The organism is Actinacidiphila oryziradicis (genome assembly GCF_005047355.1).
GTDB lineage: Bacteria > Actinomycetota > Actinomycetes > Streptomycetales > Streptomycetaceae > Actinacidiphila > Actinacidiphila oryziradicis.
In genome coordinates, this window is the sequence record NZ_SUMC01000045.1 from 1 (window position 1) to 18,594 (window position 18,594).

14 protein-coding genes are annotated in these 18,594 nt (G+C 70.5%); 4 read left to right on the forward strand and 10 right to left on the reverse strand.

Features of this window, described 5'->3' with window-relative positions; all coding sequences use genetic code 11:
• From FCI23_RS33785 to dxr, 3 genes are all read right to left on the reverse strand, one after another.
• A partial coding sequence (locus FCI23_RS33785; protein WP_169317052.1) for a flavodoxin-dependent (E)-4-hydroxy-3-methylbut-2-enyl-diphosphate synthase occupies positions 1-391 on the reverse strand: 391 nt, incomplete at its 3' end.
• Between the two features lie 161 nt (positions 392-552).
• A complete protein-coding gene (locus FCI23_RS33790) occupies positions 553-1,872 on the reverse strand; it encodes a M50 family metallopeptidase (protein WP_136727920.1) in 1,320 nt (439 codons plus the stop codon).
• Positions 1,869-3,179 (reverse strand): 1-deoxy-D-xylulose-5-phosphate reductoisomerase, encoded by a 1,311-nt coding sequence (gene dxr / locus FCI23_RS33795; protein ID WP_136727922.1) that lies wholly within the window; start codon positions 3,177-3,179, stop codon positions 1,869-1,871. The genes FCI23_RS33790 and dxr overlap by 4 nt, the downstream gene beginning before the upstream one ends.
• A 191-nt stretch (positions 3,180-3,370) precedes the next feature.
• Here dxr and FCI23_RS33800 point away from each other — a divergent pair, with 191 nt between their 5' ends.
• Positions 3,371-3,592: a toxin-antitoxin system HicB family antitoxin gene (locus FCI23_RS33800; protein WP_136727924.1), complete on the forward strand. Its 222-nt coding sequence runs from the start codon at positions 3,371-3,373 to the stop codon at positions 3,590-3,592.
• Positions 3,589-3,960, forward strand: coding sequence for a toxin Doc (locus tag FCI23_RS33805; RefSeq protein ID WP_136727926.1), 372 nt, complete (start codon positions 3,589-3,591; stop codon positions 3,958-3,960). The genes FCI23_RS33800 and FCI23_RS33805 overlap by 4 nt, the downstream gene beginning before the upstream one ends.
• A gap of 48 nt (positions 3,961-4,008) precedes the next feature.
• On the opposite strand, the gene FCI23_RS33810 is transcribed toward FCI23_RS33805, so the two are convergent.
• The 4 genes from FCI23_RS33810 to FCI23_RS33825 all read right to left on the reverse strand — a co-directional run bounded on the left by FCI23_RS33810 (position 4,009) and on the right by FCI23_RS33825 (position 11,410).
• A complete protein-coding gene (locus FCI23_RS33810) occupies positions 4,009-5,928 on the reverse strand; it encodes an acyl-CoA dehydrogenase family protein (protein WP_136727928.1) in 1,920 nt (639 codons plus the stop codon).
• Positions 5,929-6,128: 200 nt separating this feature from the next.
• Entirely contained in the window at positions 6,129-7,583 is a 1,455-nt protein-coding gene (locus FCI23_RS33815; RefSeq protein ID WP_136727930.1) for an aldehyde dehydrogenase family protein, read from the reverse strand.
• Positions 7,584-7,808: 225 nt separating this feature from the next.
• Entirely contained in the window at positions 7,809-9,284 is a 1,476-nt protein-coding gene (locus FCI23_RS33820) for a PucR family transcriptional regulator (protein WP_136727931.1), read from the reverse strand.
• Between the two features lie 14 nt (positions 9,285-9,298).
• The gene (locus FCI23_RS33825; RefSeq protein WP_136727933.1) at positions 9,299-11,410 is read right to left on the reverse strand and encodes a type IV secretory system conjugative DNA transfer family protein; all 2,112 of its coding nucleotides are present in this window, start codon (positions 11,408-11,410) and stop codon (positions 9,299-9,301) included.
• Between the two features lie 234 nt (positions 11,411-11,644).
• Between FCI23_RS33825 and gabT the strand changes: the two genes are divergently transcribed.
• Positions 11,645-12,976: a 4-aminobutyrate--2-oxoglutarate transaminase gene (gene gabT / locus FCI23_RS33830; protein ID WP_136727935.1), complete on the forward strand. Its 1,332-nt coding sequence runs from the start codon at positions 11,645-11,647 to the stop codon at positions 12,974-12,976.
• A 336-nt stretch (positions 12,977-13,312) separates the two neighbouring features.
• The gene (locus FCI23_RS60455) at positions 13,313-14,518 is read left to right on the forward strand and encodes a DUF1931 family protein (protein WP_246144315.1); all 1,206 of its coding nucleotides are present in this window, start codon (positions 13,313-13,315) and stop codon (positions 14,516-14,518) included.
• Between the two features lie 70 nt (positions 14,519-14,588).
• On the opposite strand, the gene FCI23_RS33845 is transcribed toward FCI23_RS60455, so the two are convergent.
• The 3 genes from FCI23_RS33845 to FCI23_RS33855 all read right to left on the reverse strand — a co-directional run bounded on the left by FCI23_RS33845 (position 14,589) and on the right by FCI23_RS33855 (position 18,568).
• Entirely contained in the window at positions 14,589-16,094 is a 1,506-nt protein-coding gene (locus FCI23_RS33845; RefSeq protein ID WP_136727937.1) for a CoA-acylating methylmalonate-semialdehyde dehydrogenase, read from the reverse strand.
• 280 nt (positions 16,095-16,374) lie between these two features.
• The gene (locus FCI23_RS33850) at positions 16,375-17,778 is read right to left on the reverse strand and encodes an NAD(P)/FAD-dependent oxidoreductase (protein ID WP_136727939.1); all 1,404 of its coding nucleotides are present in this window, start codon (positions 17,776-17,778) and stop codon (positions 16,375-16,377) included.
• Between the two features lie 52 nt (positions 17,779-17,830).
• Positions 17,831-18,568 carry an ABC transporter permease gene (locus FCI23_RS33855; protein WP_246144324.1) on the reverse strand — a complete coding sequence of 246 codons (738 nt, stop codon included), beginning with the start codon at positions 18,566-18,568 and terminating at the stop codon, positions 17,831-17,833.
• Positions 18,569-18,594 lie beyond the last annotated feature (26 nt).

An 18,594-nucleotide genomic window follows, 5' to 3' on the forward strand; every position in this document is an offset into this window, starting at 1 on the left:
TCTCCTTCACCTTGTCGTCGAACTGCCGGATATTACCCGGATTCACCCGCACCGCCGCACAACCCGCGTCAATCGCCGCGAACACGTACTTCGGCTGGAAATGAATATCCGCGATCACCGGAATCTGGGACTTCCTGGCGATGACGGCGAGGGCGTCCGCGTCGTCCTGCGAGGGGCAGGCGACCCTTACGATCTGGCAGCCGGAGGCGGTCAGCTCGGCGATCTGCTGGAGCGTGGCGCCGATGTCGGCGGTGACGGTCGTGGTCATCGACTGCACGGAGACCGGTGCGTCGCCACCGACGGCGACGGACCCGACCTGGATCTGGCGACTGTGGCGGCGGTCGGCGAGCTTGATCGGAACGGACGGCATCCCGAGCGAAATCGCGGTCATTGCTTGGCATCCCCAAGGGTGGTCGGCGTGGGCGGGCTCCGGCTACCGAGATTACGGCAACCCGCCCACGTACCTGACACCACTCCGGCGTCGGCCGCCGACCGAGGCGCTCGGGCTTGTCCGGCCGATCTCCGCGGCGTCGGAGACCGGCCGGACCGGCCCTACGTCAGCTTCACCGGATTGACCAGGTCCGCGGCCAGCACCAGCACCGTGAAGCAGATGAAGATGCCAGCGACGACGTAGGCGATCGGCATGAGCTTCGCCACGTCGAAGGGGCCCGGGTCGGGACGCCGGAAGACCTTGGCGATGTTGCGGCGGATCGCCTCCCACAGGGCGCCCGCGATGTGACCGCCGTCCAGCGGCAGCAGCGGGAGCATGTTGAACAGGAAGAGGGAGAGGTTGAAGCCCGCCACGAGGGTGAGCATGAAGGCGATGCGCTGGACGGCCGGGATGTGCAGGGAGACGACCTCGCCGCCGACCCGGGCGGCGCCGACGACGCCCATCGGGGAGTCCTGCTGACGCGGGGCCCCGTTGAAGACCGAGTTCCACAGGGCGGGGACCTTGGAGGGAATGGCGATGATCGACTGGACGCCCTGCTGCATCATGTCGCCCATACGGTTGACCGACTGGGCCAGGTTGAGAGTCACGACGCCGGAGGCGGGGGTGAAACCGAGAAAGCCCGCGGTGACGTACTGGCCGTTGACGTAGCCGCCCTTGCCGTCGGTCTTGGCGACCTTGTTCTCTATCAGGTTGGCGCGCAGGTCCAGGGTCTTGCCGTGCCGTACTACGGTGATGGTGGCCGGCCCGGTGGTGTCCCGGATCTTCTGCTGCAGGACGGACCACTGGCTGTCGTCGACCGGGGTGCCGTTGAAGGCGGTGATGCGGTCGCCCGCCTTGAGACCGGCTGCCTTGGCCGGGGAGGCCTGGGCGTTCTTCTTGCAGGGATTCTTGGCGTTGGCCGCCTGGTCGGCCTGGGAGACGACGCAGTCGGCGACCGAGCTGACGGTGGTCGTGGTCGTGTTCAGGCCAAAGCCCATCAGCACGCCAAGAAAGAGTGCCACCGCCAGGATCAGGTTCATGAACGGCCCGGCGAACATGACGATGACGCGCTTCCAGGGCTTGCGCGTGTAGAACAGCCTGTTCTCGTCGCCGGGCTGGAGCTCCTCGTACGAGGCCGCCCTGGCGTCCTCGATCATCCCGCGCCAGGGCGAGGTGGAGCGGGCTGTGATCCGGCCGTCCTCCCCCGGGGGGAACATCCCGATCATGCGGATGTAGCCGCCGAGCGGGACCGCCTTGATGCCGTACTCGGTCTCGCCCTTGTTACGGGACCAGATCGTCGGGCCGAAACCGACCATGTACTGGGGCACGCGGATCTTGAAGAGCTTGGCGGTGGAGAGGTGTCCTAGCTCGTGCCAGGCGATCGAAATGAGAAGGCCGAAAAAGAAGACGACTATCCCGATGATCGTCATGAGTGCCGTCATACGCTTGCAGCCTCCGTAGTCGCCTGTCCGGTCGTAGTCTGCTGTGCCGCCGCCAGCTCGCGGGCGCGGGCTCGGGCCCACGCCTCCGCTTCCAGAACGTCCTCCACGGTGAGGGAGGTTCCGTCGCGTGGGGTGCCGTGTTCCTTCACCACCTGGGCAACAGTGTCCACGATCCCATTGAACGGCAACCTGCCGTTCAGGAAAGCGTCGACGCACTCCTCGTTCGCCGCGTTGAACACCGCCGGTGCCGTTCCCCCGAGGCTGCCGACCTGGCGTGCCAGCCCGACGGACGGGAAAGCATCGTCGTCGAGCGGGAAGAAAGTCCAGGTCGTGGCCTTGGTCCAGTCGCAGCCGGGCGCGGCGTCGGGCACCCGGTCCGGCCAGCCGAGGCCGAGTGCGATCGGCATCCGCATGTCGGGCGGGCTGGCCTGGGCGAGCGTCGAGCCATCCGTGAATTCCACCATCGAGTGGATATACGACTGCGGATGGACCACAACCTCAATCCGGTCGAAGGGAATGTCGTAGAGAAGGTGTGCCTCGATCACCTCCAGCCCCTTGTTGACGAGGGTGGCGGAATTGATCGTCACAACCGGGCCCATGTCCCACGTGGGGTGCGCCAGCGCCTGATCCGGCGTCACATCGGCCAGCTCTTCCTTCGTACGCCCCCGGAACGGGCCCCCGGAGGCGGTGACGACCAGCTTGCGGACCTCGGCCCGGGTGCCGCCCATCAACGCCTGGAACAGCGCCGAGTGCTCGGAGTCGACGGGCACGATCTGGCCCGGCTTGGCGACCGCCTTCACCAGCGGGCCGCCGACGATCAGCGACTCCTTGTTGGCCAGGATGAGTATCCGGTCAGCCTCCAGCGCGGCGAGGGTCGGCCGCAGGCCGATGGATCCGGTGATCCCGTTGAGGACGGAGTGGCACTCCATCGCGGCCATCCGGGTGGCCGCGTCGGGGCCTGCGAGGATCTCCGGGAGCTCGCCCCCGTTTCCGCCTCCGCGCCCGTACCGCGCGGCCAGCGCCTGACGCAGCGGCTCGACGGCCTGCTCGTCCGCCACCGCGACAGCCCGTACCCCCAGCTGGTGGGCCTGCTCGGCGAGCAGCTCCACACGGCCGCCCGCGGCGGACAGAGCGACCACTCGGAAGCGGTCCGGGTTGCGCAGCACCACATCGATGGCCTGGGTGCCGATCGACCCGGTGGAGCCGAGGATCACGATGTCCCGGGGGCCCTCGGTGGCTGTGGTGGCTGTGGTGGCCGCGGCTTGGGCGGGTAGGCGTAGATGCGGGTCGGCGAGTGAGTCCGTCATCCCCCCATTGTGGCCGGTGTCCCCCGGGCCGCCGACACCAGCTCGGCCCATCGGCCCGATCAGGCCGTCTGCGCCGGGCGGGTGGTCAGGCGCGGGGACCGGCTGTGGGATCTCGTCGACCGCCTCGGCCGGCGCCCGGGAACGCCGAGGCGGCCTTGTCCGTGCTAGCGGCCGCTCGCTAGCATGAGCGCATGGCGAAAGTGCAGCTCAATGTACGCGTGGACGAGGCGCTCGCCGCCAAGCTCAAGGCGGAGGCCAGCAAACACGGCCAGAGCGTGCAGAAATACGTCGAGGAGCTGATAGAGGACGGGATAGGGGGGCCGCGGACGCGGTTCTTCGAGGCCGCCGAGAAGTTCATGGCCGATTTCGGCGCGGACTTCGAGCGCGACTTCGGCCCCGGCGGCGCCCGTTGAAGCTGAACATCGATGAGCGCTGGCTGCTGGAGCTGCAGGAGCGGTACGTCCCCGAAGAGTCCCATCTGGTCGACTTCACGGCACTGGCCGCCGCCATCGCGCGGCATCACACCGCCGGTCCCCGGGTCGGCTACGAGCCCGACGCGGCGTGGGCCGCGGCCTGTCTGGCGCACACCGTCGTCCAGTTGACGCCCATGGCGTCGCGTAATGAGCTGTTCGCGTGTGTCGTCACCTTCTCGTACATGGCGGCTGCGGGTGAGGCGATCCACGCCAAGTACGGCGAGATCAATCAGCTCGTACGGGATGCGCAGAGCGGCGCGGCGAGTGTGTTCGAACTGGCGGACCGGATCCGCACCTGGCGGGTGTGACGATGTGGCGATGACGCCGCCAGGCGCGGTCCGTGGCGCCGCCGGGTGTCAGCGGATGGGGCGGTGGACGTTCTCGGCCTCGGAGGGGCCGGGGGTCGCGTCGGCGATCCAGGGACCTTCCCCGGAGGGGTCGACGATGCCGGCTTCGAGCCAGGTGTAGGTGCCGGCGAGGACACCGTCGACGATGCGGCGGTCGAGGTCGTCGGTGTTGGACCAGAGCCGGGTGAAGAGCTCTTCGACGCGGATCCGGGACTGCCGGCAGAAGGCGTCGGCGAGCTGCTGGGCGGCGCGGCCGTTGTCGCCGGTGCGGCGCAGGTGTTCGGCGCGGACGCAGGCGGCGCTGATGGCGAAGAGCTCGGCGCCAATGTCGACGACGCGGCCGAGGAAGACCTGTTTGGTCTCCATCCGGCCCTGCCAGCGGGCCATCGCCATGAACGTCGCACGGGCGAGCTTACGGGCGCTGCGCTCCGCGTAGCGCAGGTGCGGGGCGAGGTCGCCGAACTCGGCGTAGGAGGTGGGGAGCTGGCCGCGCCCGGCGACGAGCTGGGGGAGCCAGCGGGCGTAGAAGCCGCCCGCCTTGGCGGCGGCCGCGCCCTTGGCCTTGAGGTCCTTCTCGGGGTCGATGAGGTCCCCTGCGACGGACAGGTGGGCGTCGACGGCTTCGCGGGCGATGAGCAGGTGCATGATCTCGGTGGAGCCCTCGAAGATGCGGTTGATGCGCAGGTCGCGCAGCATCTGCTCGGCGGGTACGGCCCGCTCCCCGCGGGCGGCGAGGGACGCGGCGGTCTCGAAGCCCCGGCCGCCGCGGATCTGGACCAGCTCGTCGGCCATGAGCCAGGCCATTTCGGAGCCGTAGAGCTTGGCGAGGGCGGCTTCGATGCGGATGTCGTTGCGGTCCTCGTCGGCCATCTGGGAGGAGAGGTCGAGGATCGCCTCAAGGGCGAAGGTGGTCGCCGCGATGAAGCTGATCTTGCTCCCGACGGCTTCGTGCCTGGCGATGGGCTTGCCCCACTGCTCGCGGGCGGCGGACCATTCGCGGGCGATCTTCAGACACCACTTCCCGGCCCCGGCGCACATGGCCGGGAGGGAGAGCCGGCCGGTGTTCAGGGTGGTGAGGGCGATCTTGAGGCCGCTGCCCTCGGGCCCGATACGGTTCTCGGCGGGGACCCGGACCTGGTGGAAACGGGTGACACCGTTCTCCAGGCCGCGCAGTCCCATGAAGGCGTTGCGGTTCTCGACGGTGATGCCGGGGGAAGCCGCCTCGACGACGAAGGCGGTGATGCCGCCCTTGTGTCCTTCGGACCGGGGGACACGGGCCATGACGACCAGGAGGTCGGCGACGACGCCGTTGGTGGTCCAGAGCTTCACTCCGTCGAGGACGTAGCTGTCGCCGTCGGGGACCGCGCTGGTGGCCAGCCGGGCCGGGTCGGAGCCGACGTCGGGCTCGGTGAGGAGAAAGGCGGTGATGTCGGTGCGGGCGCAGCGGGGAAGGAACTTCTCCTTCTGCTCCGGGGTGCCGAACATCTTCAGCGGCTGCGGCACGCCGATCGACTGATGGGCGGAGAGCAACGCGCCGAGGGCGGGGTTGGCGGAGCCGACCAGGGCGAGCGCCTTGTTGTAGTAGACCTGGGTGAGGCCCAGGCCGCCGTACTTGGTGTCGATCTTCATCCCGAGGGCGCCGAGCTCTTTGAGCCCGTTGATCACCTCGTCGGGGATGCGCGCCTCGCGCTCGATGCGGGCGGAGTCGATCCTCGTCTCGCAGAAGTCACGGAGCTTGGCGAGGAACTCCTCTCCGCGCTGGACATCGTCCGGGGCGGAGATCGGGTACGGGTGGATCAGGTCCAGCCGGAGACGGCCCAGGAACAGTTCCTTGGCGAAGCTGGGCTTGCGCCAGTCCTGTTCCCGGGCGGCCTCGGCGACCTGGCGCGCCTCGTGCTCGGAGACCTTGCGTGCGGTTGGTGCGGACATGGGGGCACCTCCGGTTACCGTCCGGTGCTACTTGTCCGTTGGTACCCGATAACGCGCGGCTCCGCCAGAGCTGGCGCGCGGGCCGGGCGCGGGGCGCTTACGCATGGCGCGGCCGGGGCGCACCGCACATGCGCCCCGGCCGTTGCGGGAGTGGCTCTTGCCGGGATTGGGCCACCCGGGTGACGGCTGCCGGGTGGCGGCTACAGGTCCAGGCCGGTCAGGACGAGGACGCGCTCGTAGGTGTAGTCGTCCATCGCGTACTTCACGCCCTCGCGCCCGACGCCGGAGTCCTTGACGCCGCCGTAGGGCATCTGGTCGGCGCGGTAGGAGGGGGCGTCACCAATGATGACACCACCGACCTCCAGCTCGCGGTGCGCGCGGAAGGCGGTCTGCAGGTCGTGGGTGAAGACTCCGCTCTGCAGGCCGAACCGTGAGTCGTTGACCGCGGCGAAGGCTTCGCCGGTGCCGTTGACCTTCCGGAGGGAGAGGACGGGGCCGAAGACCTCCTCGGTGGCGAGGATCGCGTCCGCGGGGAGCTCGGCGAGCACGGTCGGCGCGTAGGACGCGCCGTCGCGGATGCCCCCGGCAAGGAGCTTGGCGCCCTTGGTGACGGCGTCCTCGACCCAGGACTCGACCCTCCTGGCCGCGTTCTCGTCGACCAGCGGACCGACGTCGGTCGCATCGTCCGACGGGTCGCCTGTGACCTGGGCCGCCACCTTGGCGACGATCTTCTCCGCGAGGCGGTCGTAGACGGCGGCGTCCGCGATGACGCGCTGTACGGAGATGCAGGACTGGCCGCCCTGGTAGTTGGAGAAGGTCGCGATGCGGCTCGCCGCCCACTCCAGGTCGGCCTCCGAGGACCAGTCGGCGAGGACGACGGCCGCGGCATTGCCGCCCAGCTCCAGGGTGGTGTGCTTGCGCGGCACCGAGTCCAGGATCTGGTAGCCGACCTTGTCCGAGCCCGTGAAGGAGACCACCGGCAGGCGCCGGTCCTGCACCAGCGACGGCATCCGGTCGTTCGGGACCGGCAGGACGCTCCAGGCGCCGGCCGGGAGACCTTCGGTCTCGGCAAGGAGCTCGCCGAGCAGCAGCGCGGACAACGGGGTCGCCGGGGCCGGCTTGAGGATGATCGGCGCGCCCACCGCGATCGCCGGGGCGACCTTGTGCGCGACCAGGTTCAGCGGAAAGTTGAACGGCGCGATCCCGAGCACCGGGCCCTTGGTGAAGCGCCGGGTCAGCGCCAGGCGGCCGACGCCACCCGCGTCCGTGTCCAGGCGCTGTGCCTCACCGCTGTTGAAGCGGCGGGCCTCCTCGGCGGCCCAGCGGAAGACGGAGACGGCACGGCCGACCTCGCCCCTGGCCCACTTGAGCGGCTTGCCGTTCTCCGCCGTGATCAGGCGCGCGATCTCCTCGGTGCGCTCGGCGAGGCGCTTCGACACATGGTCCAGCGCCGCGGCCCTGATGTGCGCCGGCGTCGCGGCGAAGGTCTTTTCGGCGGCCTCGGCCGCCACCACCGCCTCTTCCACCTGGGCGGCGGTCGGGATACTCACGCCGGCGACGACGCTGGTGTCCCAGGGGTTCGTGACGTCGAAGTGGTCCTCGCCGGTGGCCTGGTGGCCGGCGAGCCAGAACGGGGTGGCGTTAGCGGTCGTCATGCGAACACCGTAGGCGGGGGCGGTGCCGTTCGGGGTTGTCCGGGGTGGAGTGTGCGGGCTCGCTGCTGGGACGTTTCGGCCTAGGGCCGGTCCGGCCGATCTCCGGGGAGAAAGGAGCGGGCCGCCGAGCCGGGGCGGATGTCCGCAGCGGCCGCCTGCGATCCCAAGGCGCCGAGATGGCCTCGACGGGGGTCACCCTGGAGAGGGCGGATTCGGGCGCCCCCGTCAGGGCATCGTCTTGAGCGCCAGCCACAGCTCCATCCGCACATCGGGGTCATCGAGCGAGCGCCCCAGGATCTCCTCCACCCGGCGCATGCGATAGCGCAGCGTATGCCGGTGCACCCCGAGGTCCGCCGCGGCGGCGTCCCACTGTCCGTGCCGGGACAGCCAGGCACGGAGGGAGGCGACCAGGTCACCGCGCGAGGTGGCGTCGTGGTCGCGCAGCGGCCGCAGCAGGCCGTCGGCGAAGGCGCGCACCGCGTCGTCGGCCAGCAGCGGGACGACTGAACCCGAGCCGACGGCGTCGTGTTCGACCAGGCTCATCCCGCGCCGCCGGGCGACGGCCAGCGCGCGTTCGGCCTGGCCGAAGGCCGTGGCGGCGTCGGGGGCCGCGACGGCGGCGGAGAGGCCGGCGACGAGGGTGTCGTCACCGCTCACGAGGCGTACGCAGGCGCTGAGGGCGGCGCCGTCGGCGGCGGCGAGGACGGTGAGGCGGCCGGCGTCACGGACGGCGAGGACGGGTTCGCCGGTGAGCTCGGGGTCGAAGGCGGCGCCGTGGACGACAAGCACCCGGACGGGGGCGTCGAGGAGGTCGCCGTAGAGCCGGCCGGCGACGGTGCGGGCGTGCTCGTACTCCCCGGCGAGGAGCATGCGCAGCAGGGCGGCGCCGAGGCGCTGTCCGGCGTCCTGGAGAGTGCTGGACTGTTCGAGGGAGAGCGTCAGCAGCGCGACGGCGGCGTGCACGATGTAGCGGGCGGAGGTGTCCAGGCGTGCCTCGGTGCCGACGGCGAGGAAGCCGCGGGGACGGCGGCCGGTGCCGAGAGACTGGAGCTCGACGCGGTCGTCGCCGGCGACGGCGGCGCTGGAGGGGGCTGGGCGGTCGCGCAGCCGGTCGAGCTCGCCGGTGAGGAGGGCGGCGCGGCGGTGGGCCCAGTCGGGGGCGGCGTTGAGGACGGCACCGGAGGCGTCATAGAGGGCGGCCCAGCCGCCCAGGTGGGCGGCGAGGCGGGTGAGGAGGGCGCCGGTGGCGTCAGGGGCGAGGGCGGCGCGGGTGAGGTCGCGCTGGGCCTCGAAGCCCGCGGTGACGGCCTTGTACTGGTCGGCGGCGACGGCGGCGGACACTGCCTTGCTGAGGGCGATGAAGGGGGTGCGGCGGGGCACGTCGATCAGCGGAAGGCCCCGTTCGGCGGCGGCGGAGACCAGCTCGGGGGGTACGGCGTCGTGGACGACCCCGGTGCCGAAGCCGAGGCCGACGACTCCGGCGTCGGCGAGCCGGTGCACATAGGCGCTGAGCGCCTCGGGCCGGAGGTCGAGCTTGAGGCCGGTGGTGAGCAGCAGCTCCCCGCCCTCCAGGTACGGGGCGGGGTCGTCGAGCTCGCTGGTGTGCACCCATCGCACCGTGGCGTCCAGCCGGTCGGCTCCCGCGAGGACGGTGAGCTTGAGCGCAGGGGTGCGGAGCAACGAAGCGAGGGTGGGCGGCACGGCCTCACCGTACGTCAGGACCGGAGGTCGGCCAGTATCGGCGGGGCGAGCTCGCCGGTGGTGGCGGTGAGGGAGAGGACGGCGTGCCCGGCCGGGACGGCGTGCGCGAGATCCGAGGCGGACCAGCGTTCGCGCTCGACCTTGCGCACGGTGACGGATTCGGTGGTGGCCGCCTCGCCGGTGAAGATCCTCCGCACTCCGCGCCCGAGGCGCCGCAGCAGGCCGCCGGACTGGTCGGGGGTGCGGGTGACGTCGCGGGTCTCGACCCAGGTGGTGCCCCAGGCCTCGGCGAAGCGCTTGCCGTCCCAGGTGGTGACGCCGGAGAAGGCCATGCGGCAGCCGACGGCACCCAGGAGGGCGCTGCGCAGCGTCTCGGGCGCGTCGTCGAGCGTACGCAGCGTGAGTACGGCCCCGGCATTGGCGGAGCGGAGCCGTTGCAGCCCGCGCACTGCCTCGGTGGTGATGGTGTGGGAGGCGTCGTCAAGCACCAGGCAGGCGAACAACGACCGGTCCGCGCGTGTCGTCACTGCGGCGGTGAACTGGGCGAGGACGAGGCGGGCCAGGATCCTGGAGGCTTCGGCGTGACCGCGCTCGGGGAGGTCGATGCGGACCCGGAGGGGGTGTTCGAGGGTGTGCAGGGAGAAGGGACGGGAGCGGCCGGTGACGTCGAAGAAACCTGCGAAGGCGGGCCGGTCGAGGAGTGCGACGCGGTCGGCGAGGAGGGCGCCGATGTCGCCGGGGCGGTCGGCCTGGCGCTGGCGGGCATCGAGCTCGCGGGCCTGGCCGTGGGCACCGGCCGCGTCGAGGGCGTCACGGAGGGCGGCGTAGGCGGTGGGAGCGCCGTCCAGCAGTTCGCGCAGCTCTGTGACGGAGGGGAAGCGGCCGTGGGCGGCGCGGTAGGGGCCGAGGAGCTGGCCGAGGACGGTGGCGGCGCGGCGGGTGTCGTACTCGTGCGACGGGCTGCCGTCCAGGAGTGCCTCGGCCAGCGTCCTGGCGGCCTCGTCGGGGTCGGCGGAGCCGCCGTAGAGGTCGAGGTCGTAGGCGGATTTCGGGTCGCCGAGCGAGATGACGACGTCGAAGGCCGCGTCCGGGCCCAGGTCGGTGCCCGCGGCGCCGACGACGACGACCGCGGCGGTGCCGGAGAGCGCCTGCAGGCACAGGGACTCCACGACCGGCCGCACCAGGCGGCGGGTCTTGCCGGAGCCGGGCGGGCCGACAGCGAGCAGGCCGGTGCCCAGGAGGGTGGGGTCGAGGGCGAGGCCCGCGCCCTGGTACTGGTAGGCGTTGCGCTCGTCGGGCAGCGCCAGGCCGATCCGTACCTGCGAGGTGAGCAGGTCGTGGACGGCGCTGCGCAGTGGCAGATCGCGGGCGCCGGAGGGGTGGCCGCAGGCGGCGGCCCCCTGGCGGAGCACTGCGTCGGTGAAGGCGTCGAGGCGGGCCGGCTGGTGCTGGACGGATTGCCAGGCACGGCGGATGCGGGCGTAGTCGACGTCGTTCATCCGGCCGGTGCGGATCTCGGCGGCGAGCCGGTCGGCGACGGCGGGCTGTCCGGCGGCGCGCAGCTCGGGCCACTCGACGGGGTCGTCCAGCGGCGGGCCGTCCGGAGCGGCGATGGGGCCGGAGCCCGGCGGGGGGTCCTCGACGAGCTTCTTCAGGGGGGCGCCGTAGCGGCGGATGGCCTCGCGCCACCGGCCGAGACGGCCGAAGATCCAGATGAGCGCTGCCGCGATGGCCGCGTACATCCCCCAGTTGAACACCGCGGCCCAGAAGGCGTTGCCTCCGCCGCTGGGCCAGGACGCCGGGACGATCCAGCCGATGATCGCGATGACCGGCAGGTAGCCGTTGTAGATCAGCGACCAGGTGAACACAGCGGCCAGCACGGTGAGAACGACGCCGCCCAGCAGCTTGCGGTCCGGGACCCGGTCCGGATCCTGTGGGGGGCGGGGCTGGTGCCCGTACGCGTAGATGCCCGGCGCGGGGGCGAGGCGGGGCGTCCGCAACCAGGTCTCCAGCGCGGCGCCGGGCGGTCGCAGCGGCATCGGCGGCGGGCCGGAGGGCCTGGGGACCGGGGTGGCGGGGGTCGCCGGCGCGGCCTCTCGTGGCCCGTATGTACCGTCAGTGTCCATTTACCCCTGCCACCTGCCACCCCTTGCCGGCTCCGCACTCAATGTATCGACAAGGCCCGCATCATTGAAGGATCTTGGCACGCGCACTGTCCGCCGCGTCGAATACGGGTTTCCCACTGTGCCCCTTCGTACTGTGCGGCCCGCCGGGGTACGGGCTTAGCCTGCGGGAAAAGACGCCGCCCAGCCGCTGCGCCGCAATGGCCGTACAGAACCGCACAGAAGGAGAACGCCGCCATGGCCGAACTGCCCCAGGAGCGCCGGCTCGTCACCTCGATCCCCGGCCCGAAGTCCCAGGCGCTGCTGGTCCGCAAGACCGCGGCGGTCGCGGCCGGCGTCGGCGTCACCCTTCCGGTGTTCATCGCCCGCGCGGGCGGCGGCGTGGTCGAGGACGTGGACGGGAACCGGCTGATCGACTTCGGTTCCGGTATCGCCGTGACGAGCGTCGGCAACAGCGCCGAGGCCGTCGTGCGCCGCGCGTCCGCGCAGCTCGCCGACTTCACCCACACCTGTTTCATGGTGACCCCGTACGAGGGCTATGTGGAGGTCGCCGAGCAGCTCAACGAGCTGACCCCGGGCGACCACGAGAAGCGTTCCGCGCTTTTCAATTCCGGCGCCGAAGCCGTCGAGAACGCGGTGAAGATCGCCCGCGCGTACACCAAGCGCACGGCGGTGGTGGTCTTCGACCACGGCTACCACGGCCGTACGAACCTGACGATGGCGCTCACCGCGAAGAACATGCCGTATAAGGAGGGTTTCGGGCCCTTCGCCCCCGAGATCTACCGCGTTCCGCTCGCCTACCCCTTCCGCTGGCTGACCGGCGCCGAGAACTGCGCCGAGGAGGCCGCGGCCCAGGCGATCGACCAGATCACCAAGCAGGTCGGCGCGCACAATGTCGCGGCGATCGTGATCGAGCCGATCGCGGGCGAGGGCGGCTTCATCGAGCCGGCCAAGGGCTTTCTTCCGAAGATCGCGGAGTTCGCCCGCCAGAACGGCATCGTCTTCGTCGCGGACGAGATCCAGACCGGCTTCTGCCGCACCGGCCAGTGGTTCGCCTGCGAGGACGAGGGCATCGTCCCGGATCTGATCACCACCGCCAAGGGCATCGCGGGCGGTCTGCCGCTCGCCGCCGTCACCGGCCGCGCCGAGATCATGGACGCGGCCCACTCCGGCGGCCTCGGCGGCACCTACGGCGGGAACCCGGTGGCGTGCGCGGCGGCGCTCGGCGCCATCGAGACCATGCGCGAGCAGGACCTGCCCGGCAAGGCACGGCGGATCGGCGAGATCATGCTGGGCCGGCTGCGCGCGATCCAGGAGAAGTTCGACGTCGTCGGCGAAGTGCGCGGACGCGGCGCGATGATCGCGGTCGAGCTCGTCGAGCCGGGCACCAAGAACCCCAACCCGGCCGCCACCGCGGCCCTCGCCAAGGCCTGCCACGCCGAGGGGCTGGTAGTCCTCACCGCGGGCACCTACGGCAACGTGTTGCGCTTCCTTCCGCCGCTCGTCATCGGCGAGAATCTGCTTACCGAAGGCCTGGACATCATCGAGAGTGCCTTCTCGCGGCTGTAACCGTGCGTAAGGAGTGCTGACCGTGAAGAACGTGTGCGGGCCTAATGGTGACCGGGTGACTACTCTCCCGGAGGCCCCGTCCGTGACGTACGGTATTCAACGTAGGAGGAAACACCCCGTCTGCGGCTCGCCGCGGGCGACACTTTGCCGGTGACTCCCCATTACCGGCACTGCAGTGCCCTCGCGCACAAAAGGGCCGATGCCGCAAGCATCGGTACTCCTCACCGATCGGTCGGCCGTTCGTCCCAAACCCCCCGGGACGGATGGTACCGCGATCGCTTCGGCCGCCCCGGAACTCTCCCCCCTGTTCCGGGGCGGCCGACTTTTCTCTGCGCGGTGCTGCTACTCCCGCTTTTCCTTCTGCTTACGTGGCAGGAGGCCGTACGCGGCCGTCTGCTCGTCCTCGACGAACCGTTGCGCACGGCCATCGCCGGCCGATCCATCCGGCCCGCCGGCTCCCCCCTCGGGCACTTCTTCGCCGATCTGGGCAACGTCGGCGTAGCCCTGCCCGTGCTCGGCGCCGCGCTCGCCTTCGCCGTCCTGCGCGGACGGCTGGCCGGTCAACGGCACTGGTGGCTGCCGCCGCTCGGCTACGCGCTGGCCATGGTGGCGGTACCGCTGATCGTCGACCCGCTCAAGGCCGCCATCGGGCGCGGCGGCCCCGGGTCACTGGCCCTCCCCCCCGGCTACCCGGGGCTCTTCCCCTCCGGGCACGCCGCCACGGCCATGCTGGCGTACGGTGCCGCCGCGCTGCTGGTGCTGCCCTGGGTGCGCTCACGGGCCGCCCGCCGGGCGCTCGGGGGCGCGGTGGTGCTGGGCAATCTGGCGGTGGGGGTGGCGCTGGTGTACTGCGGCTACCACTGGCCGCTGGATGTGGCGGGGAGCTGGTGCTTGTGCGGGGTACTGCTGTCGGCGGCCACATTGGTGACTGGTCGCGCCCGCGGTCGTTGTGCGGCGTGCGGAATGGCCGCGGGCGCCCTCGGGCCCGGCGTTGCGGGCCGGGGGCGGGGGTGGTGTGCTGGAGAGGGGGTCCGAGTCGGGGAGAGGCCGTACGCGCCGCCGACGGCCGGTACGAGCAAGGAGGCGACCCCCATGCCGGTGATGGCCGTGTCCAGATTTGAACGGTTCTTCCGCGTCGCAGCCGAGCTGGACGTGGACAAGAGCGATCTCAAACGCTACAACGACTTCATCAGCGAGAAGCTCTACGATCTGTTGCTGATCGCCGAGGCCACCGCCAAGGCCAACGGCCGTGATGTGCTCGCACCCTGGGACCTGCCGATCAGCAAGGGGCTCCAGGAGAGCATCCACCGGTTCCGGGACATCGACCAGGAGGTCGAGCTGGCGCCGATTCTGCAGCAGCTCGCGACTTATCCCCCGATGGACCGGGCACCCAGCGAGGAGACCGAGGCGCGTTTTCCCGAGATCGTGGGCGGACTCTCCTTGGCACTGGCCCACGCTTTCAAGATCATCGATCCTGGCGTGAAGAACCCCCAGACCAAACACTGGGAGAGGGCCATCGCCATTTTCGACCTACTGCTGTGACTGCTGCAGGCCGCGGACAGGCCCGCACCGGAGCGGATCCGGTGCGGGCCTTCGGCTGGGACCGGCAACGTCAGCTGTTGGTGGGGAATCCGAGGTTGATCCCACCGTGCGACGGGTCGAGCCAGCGCTGGGTGATGGCCTTGCCGCGGGTGAAGAACTTCACGCCGTCCTCGCCGTAGGCGTGCGAGTCGCCGAAGAGCGACGCCTTCCAGCCGCCGAAGGAGTAGTAGGCGACCGGCACCGGGATCGGGACATTGATACCGACCATGCCGACCTCGACCTCGTGCTGGAAGCGCCGCGCGGCGCCGCCGTCGTTGGTGAACAGCGCGGTCCCGTTGCCATACGGGTTGGAGTTGATGAGCTCCAGGCCCTCGTCGTAGGAGGCGACGCGGACGACGGAGAGCACCGGGCCGAAGATCTCGTCGTTGTAGACGGACTGGCCGGGCTTGACATGGTCGAAGAGGGTCGGGCCGAGCCAGAAGCCGTCGGCGGTGCCCTCTCCGGAGACGGGGTGCTTGCGGCCGTCGACAACCAGCTCGGCGCCCTCGGTGACGCCCGCTTCCAGGTACGACGTGACCTTGTCACGGTGGACGCCGGTGACCAGCGGGCCCATCTCGGAGTCGCCGTTGCAGCCGGGACCGACCTTCAGGGTGGCGATGCGCCCCTTGATCTTCTCCACGAGCTCATCGCCGACCGGGTCGACCGCCACCAGTACGGATACGGCCATGCAGCGCTCGCCGGCGGCTCCGAAGCCGGCGTTGACGGCGGCGTCGGCCGCGAGGCCCAGGTCCGCGTCGGGGAGGACGAGCATGTGGTTCTTGGCGCCACCGAGCGCCTGGACGCGCTTGCCGTAACGCGTACCGGTCTCGTAGACGTAGCGGGCGATCGGTGTGGAGCCGACGAAGGAGACGGACTTGATGTCGGGGTGCTCCAGAAGGCGGTCGACGGCGACCTTGTCACCGTGGACGACGTTGAAGACGCCATCGGGAAGACCGGCCTCCTTCCACAGCCCGGCCAGGAAGTTGGCGGCGGACGGGTCCTTCTCGGACGGCTTGAGGACGACCGTGTTGCCCGCCGCGATGGCGATGGGGAAGAACCACATCGGGACCATGGCCGGGAAGTTGAAGGGCGAGATGATGGCGACCGGGCCGAGGGGCTGGCGGATCGAATAGACGTCGATGCCGGTGGAGGCCTGCTCGGTGAAGCCGCCCTTGATGAGCTGGGGGATGCCACAGGCGTACTCGACGACCTCGATGCCGCGGGCGATCTCGCCGAGGGCGTCGGAGTGCACCTTGCCGTGCTCCGAGACCAGGATCGAGGCGAGCTCGTCACGCTTGCCGTTCAGCAGTTCCCGGAAGGCGAAGAGGACCTGGGCGCGCCGGGCCACGGACACATGGCGCCAGTCGCGGAAGGCCGCGGCGGCGGCGCCGACAGCCTGGTCGACCTCGGCGATCGACGCGAAGTCCACCTGGCCGGTCACGGCTCCGGTCGCCGGGTCGTACACGTCGCCCCGACGCTCGGCGGTACCGGCCCATGCCTGGCCGGCGATCCAGTGGGTGATGTGCTTGTCGGTCACGGCGGACCTTCCTCTCATCGTCTGCCGCCAGTCTCGCCGGGGCGCGACGCGCGTCACAAGCACCAACGTGTCGGCCGTAGGCCATATGCCTTTACAGGTCGTCCGGGTCCGCCGTTGCGCGGCCTTCTCCCTGATCCCAGTCCTCAATCGCCGGACGGGCTGGAATTGCCACCACGTTGTGGGCAGGCGTTCCGCAGGGCGAGCGAGTTAGCTGGGGGAGAGTGGGCACACCCCGGCCACCGGCCCGCACACGACCAGGGCTCCAGGGGCGCGGGAGGCGCTAGCTGTCGAAGCCCAGGCCGAGCCGGTCGAGCGTGCGCAGCCACAGATTGCGCCGCCCGGCATTGCGGTCGGCACGGGCCATCGACCAGTCCGTGAGCCGGATGCCCGCCGATGCGAACGGCTCCGGCGGGAACGGCAGGGGCTTGCGCCGCACCATCGCCAGCTCGGTGCGCTCGGTGCGGGCCCCGTCGACGAGGTCCAGCATCACCTCGGCGCCGAACCGGGTGGCGCCGACGCCCAAACCCGTATATCCGGCCGCGTAGCCGACCCGGCCGCCATGGGCGGTGCCGAAGAAGGCCGAGAAGCGGGTGCAGGTGTCAATGACACCGCCCCAGGAGTGGGTGAAGCGGACTCCTTCCAGCTGGGGGAAGCAGCGGAAGAAGTGCTCGGCGAGCTTGAGGTGCGTCGCGGGGCGCTGGTCGTACTCGGCGCGGACCGGGCCGCCGAAGCGGTAGACGGCGTCGTAGCCGCCCCACAGGATCCGGTCGTCGGCGGACAGCCGGAAGTAGTGGAAGTGGTTGGCGGAGTCGGCCAGGCCCTGGCGGTTCTTCCAGCCGATGGCGGCAAGCTGGTCCGGCCCGAGCGGCTCGGTCATCAGCGCGTAGTCGTACACCGGGACCACGTACGGGCGCACCCGCTTGACCAGCGACGGAAAGGCATTGGTCCCCAGCGCGACACGGTGGGCCAGCACCCGGCCGTACGGGGTACGGACGGCCATGCCGGGGCCGGCCGGCGCGAGTGCGGTGGCGGGAGTGTTCTCGTAGATCCTTACACCGAGGCCGGCGCAGGCCCGCTTGAGGCCCCAGGCGAGTTTGGCGGGGTGCAGCATGGCGACGCCGGTGCGGTCGTGGAGACCGGCGAGGAAGGTCGGGGAGTTCACTTCGGCGCGCACGGCGTCCTGGTCGAGGAATTCAGCCCCGCCGGAGGTGGAGCCGATCCGCCGTATTTCCTCGGCGGCATGGCGGAGTTCGTCCACCTGGTGCGGCTCGGTGGCAACGGCGAGTTCACCGGTGCGTTCGAATTCGCAGTCGATGGCATAGCTCGCGACGGCCGCCTCGATCGCGTCGAGATTACGGGCGCCCAGTTCCTCCAGCTTAGGGAGCTCCTGCGGCCAGCGGGCCAGCCCGTTGGCGAAGCCATGGGTGAGGCTGGCCGCGCAGAAGCCGCCGTTGCGGCCGGACGCGGCCCAGCCCACTTCCCGCCCTTCGATCAGGACGACATCGCGCGACGGGTCCCGCTCCTTGGCGGTCAGCGCCGTCCACAGCCCGCTGTAGCCACCGCCGACCACCAGCAGGTCGCAGCGTTCCTCGCCGGTGAGGGCGGGGAGCGGCTGCGGCTTGCCCGGGTCGTCCAGCCAGTACGGGGTCGGCTGCGCCTCGGCGAGCGAACGGGCTGGATCCATGCGATATCACTGCTTTCCGGGAGTTTACGGGCTGGGGCCTTTCGTAAAAGCCCTAGCGTCGCGCGCTTCTGGCGCGGCCGAGCACCTGCGAGAGGGCGATGACGGCCATCGTGCCGATCAGCATCAGCGAACCGATCACATCGATCTGCGCTGGGTAGGCACGCTGCACCGAGCCCCAGATATACATCGGGAAGGTCTCCAGGTTGCCCGCCGTGAAGGCGGTGATGATGTAGTCATCCACGGAGAGTGCGAAGGCCAGCAGCGCCGCGGCGGCGATGCCGGGGGCGACCAGGGGCAGGGTGACCTTTATGAAGGTCTGGGCCGGAGTGGCGTAGAGATCCTGCGCCGCGTGCTCCAGGGTGGGGTCCATGCCCGCCAGCCTGGACTTCACAGTGACCACCACATAGCTGACGCAGAACATGATGTGCGCGATGGTGATGGTCCAGAAGCCCAGCCCGCCGGGGCCGATGGTGTTGAAGAACATCGCCGCCAGGGTCGCGCCCATGACCACCTCGGGGGCGGCCATCGGCAGGAACAGCAGGGCGTTGATGCCGGAGCGGGCCTTGAAACGGTGCCGCACCATGGCGAAGGCGATCATCGTGCCCAGTACGGTCGCCACGATGGTGGCGATGGTGCCGATCTGCAGCGAGAGCCCGATGCTGTGACACATCTGGCTGTTGGCGCAGGGGTTTTTCCACGCGTCCAGCGAGAACTGGTGCCAGACGTAGTCGAACTTGCCCACCGGTTTGTTGAACGACATCCACAGGATGACCGCGTTCGGCAGCAGCATGAAAACGAAGATCACCGCAGTGACGG

Excerpts from the sequence above, each read along its gene's own strand:
- FCI23_RS33790 (WP_136727920.1), bottom strand. The coding sequence starts at position 1,872 with ATGACGGCACTCATGACGATCATCGGGATAGTCGTCTTCTTTTTCGGC.
- dxr (WP_136727922.1), bottom strand. The coding sequence starts at position 3,179 with ATGACGGACTCACTCGCCGACCCGCATCTACGCCTACCCGCCCAAGCC.
- FCI23_RS33800 (WP_136727924.1), top strand. The coding sequence starts at position 3,371 with ATGGCGAAAGTGCAGCTCAATGTACGCGTGGACGAGGCGCTCGCCGCC.
- FCI23_RS33810 (WP_136727928.1), bottom strand. The coding sequence starts at position 5,928 with ATGTCCGCACCAACCGCACGCAAGGTCTCCGAGCACGAGGCGCGCCAG.
- FCI23_RS33815 (WP_136727930.1), bottom strand. The coding sequence starts at position 7,583 with ATGACGACCGCTAACGCCACCCCGTTCTGGCTCGCCGGCCACCAGGCC.
- FCI23_RS33825 (WP_136727933.1), bottom strand. The coding sequence starts at position 11,410 with ATGGACACTGACGGTACATACGGGCCACGAGAGGCCGCGCCGGCGACC.
- gabT (WP_136727935.1), top strand. The coding sequence starts at position 11,645 with ATGGCCGAACTGCCCCAGGAGCGCCGGCTCGTCACCTCGATCCCCGGC.
- FCI23_RS33850 (WP_136727939.1), bottom strand. The coding sequence starts at position 17,778 with ATGGATCCAGCCCGTTCGCTCGCCGAGGCGCAGCCGACCCCGTACTGG.
- FCI23_RS33855 (WP_246144324.1), bottom strand. The coding sequence starts at position 18,568 with ATGCTGCTGCCGAACGCGGTCATCCTGTGGATGTCGTTCAACAAACCG.